At 60.8% G+C, this 13,512-nt stretch carries 17 protein-coding genes and 2 pseudogenes; 2 read left to right on the top strand and 17 right to left on the bottom strand.

Features of this window, described 5'->3' with window-relative positions:
• Nucleotides 1-45 precede the first annotated feature (45 nt).
• The 3 genes from V8P77_RS02770 to V8P77_RS02760 form a co-directional block, all read right to left on the bottom strand.
• Nucleotides 46-351 carry a hypothetical protein gene (locus tag V8P77_RS02770; protein WP_003541573.1) on the bottom strand — a complete coding sequence of 102 codons (306 nt, stop codon included), beginning with the start codon at nt 349-351 and terminating at the stop codon, nt 46-48.
• A gap of 205 nt (nt 352-556) precedes the next feature.
• The gene (locus V8P77_RS02765; RefSeq protein WP_335910576.1) at nt 557-979 is read right to left on the bottom strand and encodes a secondary thiamine-phosphate synthase enzyme YjbQ; all 423 of its coding nucleotides are present in this window, start codon (nt 977-979) and stop codon (nt 557-559) included.
• 154 nt (nt 980-1,133) lie between these two features.
• Complete coding sequence (locus V8P77_RS02760) at nt 1,134-1,487, bottom strand: DUF1428 domain-containing protein (protein WP_025395387.1); 354 nt, start codon at nt 1,485-1,487, stop codon at nt 1,134-1,136.
• 141 nt (nt 1,488-1,628) lie between these two features.
• Here V8P77_RS02760 and V8P77_RS02755 point away from each other — a divergent pair, with 141 nt between their 5' ends.
• Complete coding sequence (locus V8P77_RS02755) at nt 1,629-2,387, top strand: HAD family hydrolase (protein WP_335910575.1); 759 nt, start codon at nt 1,629-1,631, stop codon at nt 2,385-2,387.
• A 93-nt stretch (nt 2,388-2,480) separates the two neighbouring features.
• Here the strand turns inward: V8P77_RS02755 and V8P77_RS02750 are convergent, their stop codons facing one another.
• The 4 genes and pseudogenes from V8P77_RS02750 to V8P77_RS02740 form a co-directional block, all read right to left on the bottom strand.
• Entirely contained in the window at nt 2,481-3,152 is a 672-nt protein-coding gene (locus V8P77_RS02750; protein WP_335910712.1) for a DUF922 domain-containing Zn-dependent protease, read from the bottom strand.
• Between the two features lie 30 nt (nt 3,153-3,182).
• Nucleotides 3,183-3,281: pseudogene (locus V8P77_RS02745) on the bottom strand (IS5-like element ISNeu3 family transposase); the annotation flags it as partial.
• Between the two features lie 47 nt (nt 3,282-3,328).
• Nucleotides 3,329-3,413: pseudogene (locus tag V8P77_RS34765) on the bottom strand (IS5-like element ISNeu3 family transposase); the annotation flags it as partial.
• Nucleotides 3,409-4,128 (bottom strand): Crp/Fnr family transcriptional regulator, encoded by a 720-nt coding sequence (locus tag V8P77_RS02740; protein WP_335910574.1) that lies wholly within the window; start codon nt 4,126-4,128, stop codon nt 3,409-3,411. The pseudogene V8P77_RS34765 and the gene V8P77_RS02740, both read right to left, overlap by 5 nt.
• Nucleotides 4,129-4,261: 133 nt before the next feature.
• On the opposite strand from V8P77_RS02740, the gene V8P77_RS02735 reads away from it, so the two are divergent.
• Nucleotides 4,262-4,507, top strand: a complete 246-nt coding sequence (locus V8P77_RS02735; RefSeq protein ID WP_020050977.1) for a DUF6894 family protein — start codon at nt 4,262-4,264, stop codon at nt 4,505-4,507.
• 167 nt (nt 4,508-4,674) lie between these two features.
• Here the strand turns inward: V8P77_RS02735 and V8P77_RS02730 are convergent, their stop codons facing one another.
• The 10 genes from V8P77_RS02730 to rpoD form a co-directional block, all read right to left on the bottom strand.
• Nucleotides 4,675-4,908 (bottom strand): DUF6894 family protein, encoded by a 234-nt coding sequence (locus V8P77_RS02730; RefSeq protein WP_025395393.1) that lies wholly within the window; start codon nt 4,906-4,908, stop codon nt 4,675-4,677.
• Between the two features lie 80 nt (nt 4,909-4,988).
• The gene (locus V8P77_RS02725; RefSeq protein WP_168329928.1) at nt 4,989-5,387 is read right to left on the bottom strand and encodes a DUF427 domain-containing protein; all 399 of its coding nucleotides are present in this window, start codon (nt 5,385-5,387) and stop codon (nt 4,989-4,991) included.
• A gap of 78 nt (nt 5,388-5,465) precedes the next feature.
• A complete protein-coding gene (locus V8P77_RS02720; protein WP_335910573.1) occupies nt 5,466-6,182 on the bottom strand; it encodes a B3/B4 domain-containing protein in 717 nt (238 codons plus the stop codon).
• A gap of 3 nt (nt 6,183-6,185) precedes the next feature.
• Complete coding sequence (locus V8P77_RS02715; protein ID WP_335910572.1) at nt 6,186-7,082, bottom strand: DMT family transporter; 897 nt, start codon at nt 7,080-7,082, stop codon at nt 6,186-6,188.
• Between the two features lie 378 nt (nt 7,083-7,460).
• Nucleotides 7,461-8,267, bottom strand: a complete 807-nt coding sequence (locus V8P77_RS02710) for a helix-turn-helix transcriptional regulator (RefSeq protein WP_206987688.1) — start codon at nt 8,265-8,267, stop codon at nt 7,461-7,463.
• A gap of 79 nt (nt 8,268-8,346) precedes the next feature.
• Nucleotides 8,347-9,144 (bottom strand): APH(3') family aminoglycoside O-phosphotransferase, encoded by a 798-nt coding sequence (locus tag V8P77_RS02705; protein WP_206987686.1) that lies wholly within the window; start codon nt 9,142-9,144, stop codon nt 8,347-8,349.
• 88 nt (nt 9,145-9,232) lie between these two features.
• A complete protein-coding gene (locus V8P77_RS02700; RefSeq protein WP_164986508.1) occupies nt 9,233-9,394 on the bottom strand; it encodes a hypothetical protein in 162 nt (53 codons plus the stop codon).
• A 101-nt stretch (nt 9,395-9,495) separates the two neighbouring features.
• Entirely contained in the window at nt 9,496-10,626 is a 1,131-nt protein-coding gene (locus V8P77_RS02695) for a DUF930 domain-containing protein (protein ID WP_335910570.1), read from the bottom strand.
• A gap of 120 nt (nt 10,627-10,746) precedes the next feature.
• Nucleotides 10,747-11,040, bottom strand: coding sequence for a GYD domain-containing protein (locus V8P77_RS02690; protein WP_020050986.1), 294 nt, complete (start codon nt 11,038-11,040; stop codon nt 10,747-10,749).
• Nucleotides 11,041-11,358: 318 nt separating this feature from the next.
• Nucleotides 11,359-13,416, bottom strand: coding sequence for an RNA polymerase sigma factor RpoD (rpoD, locus tag V8P77_RS02685; protein WP_017961411.1), 2,058 nt, complete (start codon nt 13,414-13,416; stop codon nt 11,359-11,361).
• Between the last annotated feature and the right edge of the window lie 96 nt (nt 13,417-13,512).

The raw sequence follows: 13,512 nt of genomic DNA, 5'->3' as shown, positions 1-13,512 counted from the left end.
AAAGCGGACGGCAAGCGCCGCATCGGGCGCTTGCCGTCGCAGTCCTCAGCGCCGGATCAGCGGGCAGCCTCGGACATTCGCGAAAGTGATCCTGTCCCAGCCGCGGCGGTCGCGTCCTGCAACGACGACGACCCGCGGCGACATGCGGGTGATATGGGCTCTCCGCAGGCCGAAATCACGCGCCTTGCGCACCGCATGCATCGGCGAGCAGCCGCGGATTGGACGATGATATTGCGCCTCGACGACGAAGTTCGTCTGCGGTCCGGCGGCGGCCGCCGTGGAAACGGTGGCCGGAATAGTGCAGAGTGCGAGCAATGCGGCAAGCGAAGCCTTGGTCAGGAAATGCGTCATGGGGTGTCTCCGTCGATTGGAAGCTCTCCCTTCAGGGATTGTCTCGACAGTAAACGCAGCAAACTGAATGGCGTTCGAACCGGGCATTCAGTTTGCATTCACAAGAGCATGATGCCGAAAAGTGTAAGCGGTTTTCGGACGACATCATGCACTCCTTCTTCGATTGAGATCCGGAGGGATCATCCGGATCTGGGATTAACTCTCTTCACGGGCTGAGATGCAGCACGACCTCGCGCCGGTGCGGCCGGTCGCGATGTTCGTAGAGATAGATGCCCTGCCAAGTGCCGAGCATCAGCCGCCCATCGGCGACGGGAATGCCGATCGAGACCTGCGTCAGCGCCGCCTTGATATGCGCCGGCATGTCGTCCGGCCCCTCGGCTCTGTGCACGACCCAGCCCATGTCGGGATCCGAGGCCGGCGGCACGAGGCGGCGGAAGAAGGAGAGAAGATCGGTGCGCACATCGGGATCGGCATTTTCCTGGATCAGCAGCGAACAGGATGTGTGGCGCACGAAGACCGTGAGAAGCCCCTCCTCCCGCCCCGACGCGCTGATGAAGGCCTCCGCCTGGTGGGTGAACTCATAAAGACCCTGTCCGCGTGTGGGCAAGGTGAGGATCGTCTGGGGCAAGGCGCTCTCCCGCTTCGAGATTTCATCTCTCGCGAGTTGGCGCGCTGCTTGCCGCAAGTCAAGCTTGCGCGTGCAAGTCAAGCTCACGGGGCAAAGTCAAGCTTGCCCGGGCAAGTCGATGGTTGCGTGCGCAAAGTCAAGCTTGCGCGGGCGATCAGAGCCTGAGCAGCGTCTCGAAGCCGCCGTAGATCATCCGCTTGCCGTCGAAGGGCATCTGCCACTGGTCGCCCTTGAGCCTGGGATCAGCCATCACCTTGGCATTGATATCGTCGCGCTCCTGGCGCGAGCCGTAGACGATCCAGGAAAACACCACCACCTCGTCGTCCTTGGCCTGCACGGCGCGGGGAAAGGAGGTCAACTCGCCGTAGGGCACGTCGTCGCCGATACATTCGACATATTCGAGCGCGCCATATTCCTTCCAGATCGAGCCGGCGAAGGTCGAGAATTCCTTGTAGGCCTCGATATTCCCCTTCGGAACCGCCACGATGAAACCATCGACATAGGACATTGTACTCCTCCTCTGCGTGTCTGCGCCTTGTTATCGCGGAGGAGATAGGACGGCGGCCAGGCAGGTCCAGGGACGAAGCGCTCAACCGCCCTTTCATCTCGGATTTGCGCCGCTGTCGATCGTTCACTCGATTTATGAGGTTTGACCCCGATCCGGTTTTCCGCTTTACCGGCTTTGCAGAACAATCCTTCGAGTGAGCATCGGCAGGACACCATGATTAGAGCGGTCCTTTTTGATCTTGACGAGACACTCATCGACAAGACCGCTGCCGTCCTCACCTTCCTGCCGCTCCAATACCAGGGATTTCGTCTTGGCGAGCACGGTGTCGAGGAACAGCGCTACATTGCTGAATTCCTGCGGCTGGAGAAGGCCGGCCTGGTTAGAAAGCGCGATCTTTATCCGCGCCTGACGGAGACATTCGGTCTTCCAGGCGACCTTGCTGCAGCCCTCTTCCATGACTTCGAGACAGTGTATCCCACCATGGCTGTTCCCATGTCAGGGGCAAAACAGACCATTTCGGCGCTGAAGCAATACGGCGTTCTAGTCGGCGTCGTCAGCAATGGCGAAGCCAATGTTCAGCGACCGAAAATCGAGGCGGCTGGACTGAACGAAGGGCTCGACCTGGTGGTCATTTCAGGAGATATCAGCCTTCGTAAACCGGCACGGGAAATTTTCGAGCTGGCTGCTGGCCGTCTCGACCTGCCCGTCGACAACTGTCTCTTCGTCGGTGACAATCCCGAGGCCGATATTGTTGGAGCAGACAACGCAGGCATGCATGCCGTCTATTTCGGCCCGAAAAACGCCTGGCCCACTTCGCTGCCCTCGCCGCGGTATCAAATAGAGTTGCTGCCGCAGCTGATAGCCCTTGTCCGCGATCTGAACGCACTCACCGAGGCTTGATGGCGACGAAGCGCGCGCTCCTAAGGTGAGCCCCATGCATTTGGCTTGCTAGGCCCGCCCTGAGAAGGTCGCCCGTTATCCGCTTCGGCCCCCTCAGGGGCCATTCACCAGCTTGAGGATGAGCTGCTGGATATTGCCGCCGTCACCCATTTCGATCTTGTCGAAGTCGCGGCCGCGCTGGCGCTGTCTTTGGGAGATCTCACCGAGCCGGCGGGTCAGCTCGATCCTGATCTTCTTGCAATCAGGATCGTCGGCAACGGTGAGGCCGATGCTCATCACCTCGATCTCCCTGACCATCTCCTTGATGGTCTCGCCATGCACCCGCTCATGCGCCTGCACACCTGATATGAAGGCCTCCCAGCTGCTCTTCACGGCGGTCGGCAGCTCGGCAGATGGTTTCGGCAGCGTATAGCTGATGATGAGCTTCGGCCGGTTGGTCACGATAACGCAGGCATTACCCTGCGGTTCGTATTTCCTGGTCCAGGTCAGCTTGAACGTCGTATGCGCGATTGCCCGGCCGAAGCCGCCCGCCTTCGGGCCACGCTCGCCGATCGATGCATAGAGCCCGGCCCCCGACGTGCCTGATATCGAATAGGGCCGCACCTCTTCAACTGCCTGCCACTCGGCCAGCGCCACGGCCGGCACCGACATGAAACCCGCCGCCAGCACACAGGATAGAAAATTTGTCGTCACGCACGGCTCCGCCGAATGATGTTTCGGGCCGAACCTAACGGGAGCGGTCGCCGCTTTCAACGCGTCATGCATATGCATTGCTTTCGAGCGGCCGGCGGGCAAGCGCAAAGGACGCCCGAGTGCATCGGCCAGCATATGGATATTGGTCGTCAGTCCACCTCTGGAACGCCCCAGCGCCTGATCCTTGGCCCCCTTTTTCCCTCGCTGCCTGTTGATGGGCACGCACGATGGTGCTGGGACCGTCTCCACTTGCCGTAGCGCTCCGGCAGGGTCCCGCAAGTGTGCGCCCGAGCGCAGCACTCACAAACACCCGTTCACAAACAACCGGTTATCGCGGCTCCCTGGAGATGCTGAGATAGCTGGGATCGAATTCGGCGATTTCCTGTAGACGTTCCCAGTCAACGATGGTGATCGTCCGGTTCTCCCAGGTGAACACGCCCTCGCGCTTGAGCGCCTGCAGCGTCTTGTTCAGATGAACGACGGAAAGGCCGAGCACGTCGGCCATCTCGATCTGCGTCAACGGAAAGTGGAAGCTAGCGCCCCGCGTTCGCTTCACCACCTGCAGCCGCACGAAGAGTTCGCAGACGAGGTGAGCAATATGGGCGCGCTTGGAACGCCGGCCCATGGCAACGATCCACTCGCGGTGGATGGCGCCGTCGACCAACGTATCAAGCCAGAGCATCCGGGTCAGATGCGGCATGCCTTCGGTGATCGCCTTGAGATCGGCATGATCGGCGAAAGCGACGTGACAGGACGACATCGCAACAATGCCGTGATCCATCTTCTTGATCGGGAAAGCATGCAGATCGACGAAATCGCCGGCGACATGCAGCGCGGTGATCTGGCGGCTGCCATCGGCCATCACCCTGTAGCGCGCCGCAAAACCATCGAGCAGCAGCGTGCTGTAAGCCGGTCTGCTTCCCTCGGAGACGAGATCCTCTCCGGCAACGAAGTGCCTGTCTTTGACGATGATCGCTCTGAGATGGCTTTCCTCCTCGGCCGACAGCACATCGCGGCTTCCAAGGTTCAGCAGCAGAGATTCAATCACGGGTTTGTCCGCCGATATCGCAAAAGCTCCGGACCATTTCGATGCGACCTGTATTTTGCATAAGAATCAATGCCTAGCCTCGGGAACAATTGTCTTCATCTGTGATTTCTCCCTGTGACGCGCAGGAAAAAACATGGCTCGCTACTATTTCGATCTACACAACGGCGAAGGTCCCACGCGCGACGAGCACGGCACCGAGCTCAGATCTCGTGAAGACATTCCGAAAGAGGTGACCCGCATCCTGCTGGATGTGGCCCGTGACGAACTGCCCGCGGGCGATCGCATGACGATCGCCGTCACCGTTCGCAACGAGAAGGGCGATCCGGTCACGGTTGCCAGTCTCGTCTTCAGCAATGAATGGCTCGACGTCTTACGATAGCGGCCGCCGTTTAAGGGCTGCCGCCGGTCACACATACGCATCAATCCGACTCGGTCGATTGTCATGCGACGCTAAGACCCGCCCTCATGGCCGGCAATTAAATTTGACATAGTCTTTTGATTGCTTCGGCTCGATCGGGCTATTCAAGGCAGGCGCGCCGGTCGCGGCTATTTCGAAATTTCTTCGAGAATCAGCCGGATTTCTGCCAGCGGCCGCCGGCTTTCATCGAAGAGTTCCACCGACAGCATATTCAAAGGTGCAGCCGGCAAGCCTTCGGCGGCCATTTCCGCGAGAACGCGCCGCGCCTCCGCTTTCGCAGCCTCGACAGAGTCGAAATCATATCCCGTCTCGGTCGCCCCGACGCCATCCCGATCGAAAAGCTGAAAGTAGAATTTCGGCACGACTTATCCCCCGCTAGATCACCCTAACGGTCCCGTGGCGAACATGTTCCGCCGGAAAGGCTTCGATGTCATGCGCAGCGTCAGAAGGCGCCGGCTTCCGGAGAGGCCATTTCCTCGATGCCGTCGACGCGGTCGGGATAGAAGGCGAGATGGTCCTTGATGCTGCTGACTGCGGCATTCGGCGCCTCGTAAGTCCAGACGGCATTCTTCGAACGCTCGCCGCCCGGAATGATGCTGTAATAGGAGGCGTCGCCCTTATAGGGGCAATGGGTGGCGTGGTCGGTGCGCTGAAGCAGCGACATGTCCACATCCCGACGCGGAATATACTGCACCGGCGGATAGGAAGCCTCGCGCAGCGTCAGCGCATTGCGGGTATCGGCAATCGTCTTGCCGCCGAGCGTGACGACGACGCGGGAGGGATTATGCTCGACGCTGATCGGATGATCCGGCCCCGGAATCTTGATCGACTTATCTGACATCTTTTCTGACATGGGGATTCGTCTCCAGGAGGTATCGATCCCACTGAGATAGGGCGGACATGTCGCCGGCCCAAGCCATCAAGCGTCGTGAGCCTCAAATCCACGGAATTCGAAACGTGGCGATGCCAGGCTCAGCATCGCCATCTTCGGCGTCGCCGGCCAGTGCCGTACAAGCGCATCCGCAACTGTTTCGATCAGCCTGGCGATGTCGTCGCCGGCGGAGGCGTGCAAGGCCTCCGCAACGATCAGCACCGAGCGCGTCGTCGCCTGCACTGCCGAAAGCCCGCTCTGCCGGTTCGTCCAGCGCCGCGCATGCGCCCTCTCCTTACCGTCTGCGAAGATCACCTCGTTCGGCTCCGGATGTTCGACGTCGCCGCCGAAGGTCAGATAGGTCTCGTCACCTTTGGCTCGCCGGACTTCGAGATCGCCCGCGATCTTTTCGGTGTCGAAGACGGCGATCGGAATGGCGAAGGCGAGCGAAATCGCATTGCAGAGATCGATGAGCGGATGCAGACGCGGCAGCGCGTGTTCCTGGCGGAAGCGGCGCAGCAGCGCCTCGGACGCGCAGCGATACTGCGTCGGCTTCAGCCCCATGCGGGAAAAGCCGCGCCGCCAGGCCCGGATTTCGGGGAATTCGCCTTCCTGCGCTTGCGTCAGCCGGGCCTCGGCGATTGCGTTGAAATCTGCGATCACCGCCTCGACATCGGCATCCGCATGGATGCCGTCGGCATGGAGCGCGGCGGCGCGAAGCTCCGGAAAGGCCTGCCACATGGCATCGGAATGGCTGAACTGCATGATCTATCTCCCTCCGGCAAGTTTCACTGTCTGGCGCCCGGCAAAGGCAAGCCCGAGCACGGCCGCAAGCACGCAGGCGATGCCGGCGATCTGGCTGAGCCCGACCGGCTCGCCAAGGATGACGAAGGCAAGCATGACGGCGGAAACCGGCGCCAGCGCGGTGAAGAGCGCGGCCTCCGTGCCGCTCACCCTTTCTGCCCCCGCATACCACAGCAGAAATCCGCCGACGGTCGGCACCAGCGCATAATAGACGACGGCGGCGACAGCGCTTGCCGAAATACCATCTGGGAAAGGCGCTTCAAAAACAGCCGGGATGGCGGCAACGATAAAGCCGATGCCGGCCATCAGCGTCGACAGGGCAAGCGGTGCAACCTCCGTCTTCAGTCTTTTGTTCAGCAGGATGAACAGCCCCTCGCAGACGACTGCCACGAAGATCAGTGCATTGCCGGAGAGCGATCCTCCGGCGGCATCCGGCGTGAAGGCGATCGACAGCACGCCCGCCGTTGCAAGCGCCACGGCAAGAAGCAGAGCCGGCTGCGGCCGTTCCCGGAGCAGCAGGATGGAGATTGCGGCCGAGACCACCGGCAGCGTGCCGATGATGACGCCGGCATCGGCGGCCGAGGTCAGGCTGAGGCCGGAGATCAGCAGCGTCGTATAACCGACACTGCCGGCCCCGGCCTGAATGAAAAGGGTGAAGCGATCTTGCCTGGAGAGTTTCGGCAGCCGCGCGCCGGTCGCCCGCATCAGCACGAGAAGGACTGGAAAGGCGATGGCGAAGCGCAATGCGGTGGCGCTGAACGGCGGCAGGCCCGACGCGATGAGCTTGCTTGCAATGACGGTGCTCCCCACGGTCAGCATGGCCAGCGCCAGATAGACATAACCTTGAACCTGTCTCGACATTCGGCGTCTCCTCTTGGATGCGCCGACAAAACAGCAGGGATGGATCAGGGTCTTGAACGAAATTGCAGGCATAAAACAAAGAACTAAAGCGCGCGGCCAGCCCCGTCCTTCGAGGCCCCTTACGGGGCACCTCAGGATGAGGCTGGAGAGAGGTTGCGGCCTGGTTCAACGGGAAGTGAAGCGGCACGGCGCACCGACTAGCCCTCATCCTGAGGCGCGCAGGCCAAAGGCCGGAGCCTCGAAGGACGAGGGCGGGTGGCTGCACCTCAGGCACGGAGGACTGATCTCTCCATCACCGACCCTACGTCCTGCTGATCGAAACTCCGCCTTCCGCCAGCATCGCCGTGCCGGTGACGAGGCTCGACATGCCAGCACCGCTCAGAGAAAGGCGCCGGCATAGAGGCGCGGCGACAGGCCGTATTTGCGCACGAAGACCCGCGTCATGTGGCTCTGGTCGGCAAAGCCGCTGGCAAAGGCCGCCTCCGCAAGCGGCATGCCCTGAGCGATCAGCCGGCGGGCGATATGGATGCGGGCCTGGACGAGATAGGCATGCGGCGTCAGGCCGGTCGCCTTGGCAAAACCGCGCAGCACCTGGAAGCGACTGAGCCCGCTTTCCCTGGAGAGATCGGCAAGCGAGACGGCGGCAAGCGGATCGTCGTCGATCAGATCTCGAGCCGCGCGGATCGACGCCGGCACCATTGGCCGCTCTTCGGTACAAGAGCGCTCCCGCATGACGTCGGCGACGAGTTGCAGAAGCAGTTCCTCGCGGAGCAGATCCTCCGCCGCCCTGCCGCCGGTCACCGCGCCAAACAGCATTTCGAAGCGGGCGGCGGTCGCCGCATTGCGGATGACGGGATGCGGGATTTCCGACCGCCCTACCCCGCTTTCGCTGATCTCTCGTGACAGACCGCTGACGATGGCGGGATCGAAATAGAGGATGCGCCACGACCGGCCCTCGCCGATCGGCGCGCCATCATGCACTTCGTTCGGATTGACCGTGATGATGTCGCCGGCCTCAGACTCCACCATGCCGCGGCCGCTGAGCGACGACTGCGCCCCGGCGGACATCAAACCGATGCCGAACTGCTCATGCGTATGGCGCGCAAAGCTGTGATGCGTTTCCGCCTCTACCGCTTCGACGCCTGATAGCGCCGAGCGCAACATCCTGAACTGGTTTTTCGCCATTCTCTGTCCGCAGGTCCGATCGCCGGCCACTCTGCCAGCCACAGCGAGATGACGCAATCATTCCGGCCAGACTGGCTGCCTAGAAGAACTCGTCGAGCAGCTGATAATAATCGAGTCTCGCCGGATCCGCGGCCGGCATGCCGTAGCGATCAAGGAAGGGCTGCACCAGCGTCTCGCCGAAATTGGAGGCGATGCTGCGGCAGGCGAGCGCGATATCCTGATAGCGGTCGGCGACGCCAAGCCGGCTGCAGTCGATATAACCCGAAAATCCCTTTTCCGGCGCGATGAAATTCGGCAGACAGGCATCACCATGGGTGACGACGAGATCCTCGCGGCCAGGCCTCCCGCTTTCGAGTTCGGCAAACAGGGCTTCGGCACTCTTTCCAAGTCGCGTCTCATCGAAATCGGTCTCGTCGATGATACCGGCCTGCATCCGCGCTTTCGCTACAGCAACACGCATCTCCAGCCGATTGTCGAAGGGGCAGGACGCGATCGGCAGGCGATGCAGGTCAAGAAGCGCCACTGCCAGCAGTTCAACCCGCGCAAGCGGCGTCAGCACTGACGTACTGGCGAGATCACTCCCGGGAAGCGCGCTGATCAGCAACCGGTTGTGCACACCGTCGCTGTCCTCTGCTATAACATCGGGACAGGGCAGACCGGAAGCCTTGAGCCAGCAAAGCCTGGCCGCCTCGTCGGCGAGTTCGCCAAAAGGACCGACCTCTTCGACCTTCAGATAAAGCGTCGGCAATCGGAGAGCTTCCAGCCGGAAGACACTTGCGGCGGAGCGGCCGAGCGCATCGCGTTCGAACCGGTAACCGGCCAGACGGGCATCGAGCGCGCCCGCCGACGGCGGTTGATCCTCTTGGAAAATCGACATGATATCTAGGCCATTGGTGCTGGCGCATTATCCCGACAAGGCGGGACAGCGCAAGCGGCGCGATCGCTCGAGCGAGCCCCCTGCGACCTCAATGAACAGTTTCGGCGGGCGCGGCTTCGAGAAGGATTTCGAAAGCCTCTTCCAGAGCAGCCACCAGAATATCGGTCAGCTCGTCGCCCTTGTTTTCCAGGAACAGCGCACTGACGGCTTCGTCCTGATGCTCAAAAAAACGCTCGATCTCGTTCGACATATCATTGTCCTCTTCTTCACCGGATCATCACGGCCATGGGAAGAAGCTAGGTAGGGTTGCTTGCGCGTGGCTGTTGCATTGGCCGAACTCCCTCCTGATCGTTAATCTTCAGGAAAACGACGGCTTTTCCATTCGCTGCGCGGAACCGATTTTCCGACATCATACTCGAAGGATATGATCTTCGTCGCATCATTATCCACTTCGCATCTGAATCTGACCTCAAACCATTCATTGCGGCTCTTGAAGGCACCGCGGCGTGCATCAAGTACACTTCCGCTCAAAAGCGAGTAGGAAGGTAGCCAATGCGGTTGATATTGCGCGGCCGAATGGATTAGTTGCTGCCTGAGTTCGGTCTGGCAAAGCTGGTTGATACGCTCGCCTCGCGGCAGATTGCTGATTGCGGTCTTGATCATCGGACTGGCGATGGCCCTTTCGGAAAACAGCGTCTTCGCCTTAATCATTTTGTCTGCCTCCTTGGCCTCGGCTTTTGGCGGTGTCGAAGGCGCCTGCACCGTTGTGTCCTTGGTTGGCTTCGGCTGCTCGAAATTCGTCTTTGCCTCGTCCTGCCCTGTGGCAGCCGGCCCGTTCTTTTCGGGATTGGACTCAACAGTCTCCACCTGTGGAAGTTCAATATCCTGAGGCACCGGATTTGCAGCAGGCATTGTCTCCGAAACTTGAGGCTTTTCGGGCTGCGGCGGCTCGACTGGTACCTCCTCCGGTTTTACATCAGCAATTGGTGGCTTTGGTGCTTCTGCCTGCTGCGGCTCTCCCTGTTCCGTTTCTTTCGGCGCAGAACCCTTATCGGCAAATTCAAGCACCGGACGAAAGGTACGCGACGACCTTGGAGGTTCTGCCTGTGGCTTTGCAGCTTCCGGCGCTGGCGCTGGCGGTGGCGGTGGTGGCGGCGGAGGCGGAGGCGGTTCCTTCTTGGCCTCTTCCGGCGGCTTCGGCTCCGGTGGCTTTTCCTCGGGCTTGGGCTCCGGCTTTTTCTCCTCCGGCGGCGGGACGAGTTCCACCTTCACGCTCTCGTCTTCGGCAGGCTTCGGCTCGATTTTCGGCAGCCCGAAAATGAGAAGAGCAACGATAGGAATATGGGCAGCAACGGACGCGACGACGCTCCAGCGGATTTCAGGCCGCTGTTTTCCCGTTTCGTGCTGCGTTTCCGCCGGTTCCACGTCTTCTTCTGTCACAGCAGCGATGTGGCCTCTAAAGCCGGCAGCATCAAGCCACAAAAGAAAAAAACCGCGTGATCGAGCAGCGATGAAAGTTATTGGTCGGCCGCGCCATCGTCGGCCACCTGCCAGCGCCGCTAACGCTCCGCAACCTTCAAGATCGACGATTTCCGGCTCCGGCTACCCGAGCGAGCCGATGAGATCCCGATAGGCAGCCTCCGGGAATGCTTTCAGCGTCTCCGTGCGGACATTGCCGCCCATCGCCAGCGAGAGGGTAAAATGCGCCATGACGGCGTCATCGGGTGCCTCGCAGACGGCGACCATATCGTGCCCGCCCATCGTCAGATAGAACTGGTTGAAGGAGCCGCCGACGCCGGTGAGCAATTTCTTCGCGGCGTCGAGCCGTTTTGCCGAGTCGCGGACATTGCGGATGCCCTGATCCGTCCAATTGATCAAAAGAATGTAAGTGGTCATGTCGCACCTCCCAGAGCATGGTGCCGAAAAGTGTCAGCGGTTTTCGGACAGCGTCATGCTCTATTTCTTTGATGTGGATCCGGATTCAGATTTCAGGCCCGTCAGGTCTGAATCATCCGGATCTAACGGAGGATTGATTCACCTAGGCACACGTCAGCTCTCGCTCGCTCGCGGCGATCGATCCCTTCCCGTGGCCGGATTATAGGCTTGTCACCACGGAGGGACAAGAAAGGCACCGGGATCATTGGTATTAATCACGAACAGCAAAAGCCGGGCATGAAGCCCGGCTTTTCCAATGAGAACGGTGTCGTCGAAGTCTTAGCTGTCGAGGAAGCTTCTCAGCTTTCTGGAGCGGCTCGGATGCTTCAGCTTGCGCAGCGCCTTCGCCTCGATCTGGCGGATACGTTCGCGGGTGACCGAGAACTGCTGGCCGACTTCTTCGAGCGTGTGGTCGGTGTTCATGCCGATGCCGAAGCGCATGCGCAGAACACGTTCTTCGCGCGGCGTCAGCGAGGCGAGAACGCGGGTCGTCGTCTCGCGCAGGTTCGCCTGGATGGCGGCGTCGATCGGCAGCAGCGCATTCTTGTCCTCGATGAAATCGCCGAGATGCGAATCCTCTTCGTCACCGACAGGGGTTTCGAGCGAGATCGGCTCCTTGGCGATCTTCAGGACCTTGCGGACCTTTTCGAGCGGCATGGCCAGCTTTTCGGCCAGTTCTTCCGGCGTCGGCTCGCGGCCGATCTCGTGCAGCATCTGGCGCGATGTGCGGACGATCTTGTTGATCGTCTCGATCATGTGCACCGGAATGCGGATCGTGCGGGCCTGGTCGGCGATCGAGCGGGTGATCGCCTGACGGATCCACCATGTCGCATAGGTCGAGAACTTGTAGCCGCGGCGGTATTCGAACTTGTCGACCGCTTTCATCAGGCCGATATTGCCTTCCTGAATGAGGTCGAGGAACTGCAGGCCGCGGTTCGTATACTTTTTGGCGATGGAGATGACGAGGCGAAGGTTCGCTTCGACCATTTCCTTCTTGGCGATACGCGCTTCGCGCTCGCCCTTCTGCACCATATGCACGATGCGGCGGAATTCCGAGATCGAGATACCAGTTTCGGTCGCCAGATTCTGGATTTCCTGACGAATGTCGCGGATCGTCGTGTTTTCGCCCCTGGCGAATTCCTTCCAGCCGCGGGCGGCCAGATTGCCGATCGACTTCATCCAGTTCGGGTCGAGCTCGGCGCCCTGGTACTGTTCCAGGAAGGAGTCGCGCTTGACGCCATAGGATTCGGCCAGACGCAGCAGGCGACCCTCGTTGGAAACGAGGCGCTTGTTGATGTCGTAGAGCTGCTCGACGAGGGCGTCGATGCGGTTCTGGTTCAAGGACAGAGATTTGACGGCCTTGATGAGCTCATCTTTGAGTTCCTTGTAGCGGCGCTCCTGGGCGGTGGACAGCGTGCCGGAAGCCGACAGCCGCTGCTCGACCTGCTGGTCCTGCAGCTTGCGCAGCTTCTTGTAGGTCTCGGCGATCGTATCCAGCGTCTCCATCACCTGCGGGCGAAGCTCGGCTTCCATCGCCGCCAGCGAAAGGTTAGATTCGTCCTCGTCCTCTTCCTCCTCTTCGGGAGGCAGGCCTTCGCCGCCGACATCGGTGATGTCGTCGTCGCCGGAGCGGGCGCGACGGGTCTTTTCCTTCTCTTCTGCCAGCTTGCGATCGGCTTCGATCTTCTCCGGGCTCTGGAACTGCGGCGCAGCCTTGGCTTCAGGACCGGAATAGGTGGTTTCGAGATCGATGATCTCGCGCAGCAGCGTCGTGCCTTCGTTGAGCTCGTCGCGCCAGATGATCAGCGCCTGGAAGGTCAGCGGGCTCTCACAGAGACCCGCGATCATCGTCTCGCGGCCGGCTTCGATACGCTTGGCGATCGCGATTTCGCCCTCGCGGGAAAGAAGCTCCACCGAGCCCATCTCGCGCAGGTACATGCGAACCGGATCGTCGGTACGGTCGGTCGGCTCTTTCTTCTTGGCGGTCGCCAACGCCGTGCCGCTCGAAGGCGCGAGTTCGCCGCCTTCGCTCTCCTCGTCGCCGCCGGCGTCGTCGTCATCGCTGCCGCCGGAAGCACCGGCTTCCTCGGCTTCCTCGTCTTCGATGACGTTGATGCCCATGTCGGACAGCATCGACATCGTGTCTTCGATCTGCTCGGACGTCACTTCTTCTGACGGCAGGACGGCATTGAGCTCGTCCATCGTCACATAGCCGCGCTTCTTGGCGGCCTTGATCATCTTCTTGACCGCGTCGTCGGAAAGATCGAGAAGAGGGCCGTCGCTTGCGCTGTCGCGTTCGACTTCCGCGTCTTCGTTCTCTTTGACCTTGGTTGCCATTTATATCGTCGCCTTCCTGACGCTATCCAATCTCGCTACGGTGAACGGGCTGTCTCAGGGCCTGACGCGCCGCACGCGCCGCCCTCGAATCACCTT

It is taken from the genome of Rhizobium aouanii, assembly GCF_037002925.1.
GTDB lineage: Bacteria > Pseudomonadota > Alphaproteobacteria > Rhizobiales > Rhizobiaceae > Rhizobium > Rhizobium aouanii.
Note: the sequence above shows the minus strand (reverse complement) of the source record. Positions and strands in the feature narration are given on the sequence as shown.

Excerpts from the sequence above, each read along its gene's own strand:
- V8P77_RS02770 (WP_003541573.1), bottom strand. The coding sequence starts at position 351 with ATGACGCATTTCCTGACCAAGGCTTCGCTTGCCGCATTGCTCGCACTC.
- V8P77_RS02760 (WP_025395387.1), bottom strand. The coding sequence starts at position 1,487 with ATGTCCTATGTCGATGGTTTCATCGTGGCGGTTCCGAAGGGGAATATC.
- V8P77_RS02750 (WP_335910712.1), bottom strand. The coding sequence starts at position 3,152 with ATGCATGACGCGTTGAAAGCGGCGACCGCTCCCGTTAGGTTCGGCCCG.
- V8P77_RS02735 (WP_020050977.1), top strand. The coding sequence starts at position 4,262 with ATGGCTCGCTACTATTTCGATCTACACAACGGCGAAGGTCCCACGCGC.
- V8P77_RS02725 (WP_168329928.1), bottom strand. The coding sequence starts at position 5,387 with ATGTCAGATAAGTCGATCAAGATTCCGGGGCCGGATCATCCGATCAGC.
- V8P77_RS02720 (WP_335910573.1), bottom strand. The coding sequence starts at position 6,182 with ATGCAGTTCAGCCATTCCGATGCCATGTGGCAGGCCTTTCCGGAGCTT.
- V8P77_RS02715 (WP_335910572.1), bottom strand. The coding sequence starts at position 7,082 with ATGTCGAGACAGGTTCAAGGTTATGTCTATCTGGCGCTGGCCATGCTG.
- V8P77_RS02710 (WP_206987688.1), bottom strand. The coding sequence starts at position 8,267 with ATGGCGAAAAACCAGTTCAGGATGTTGCGCTCGGCGCTATCAGGCGTC.
- V8P77_RS02705 (WP_206987686.1), bottom strand. The coding sequence starts at position 9,144 with ATGTCGATTTTCCAAGAGGATCAACCGCCGTCGGCGGGCGCGCTCGAT.
- V8P77_RS02700 (WP_164986508.1), bottom strand. The coding sequence starts at position 9,394 with ATGTCGAACGAGATCGAGCGTTTTTTTGAGCATCAGGACGAAGCCGTC.
- V8P77_RS02690 (WP_020050986.1), bottom strand. The coding sequence starts at position 11,040 with ATGACCACTTACATTCTTTTGATCAATTGGACGGATCAGGGCATCCGC.
- rpoD (WP_017961411.1), bottom strand. The coding sequence starts at position 13,416 with ATGGCAACCAAGGTCAAAGAGAACGAAGACGCGGAAGTCGAACGCGAC.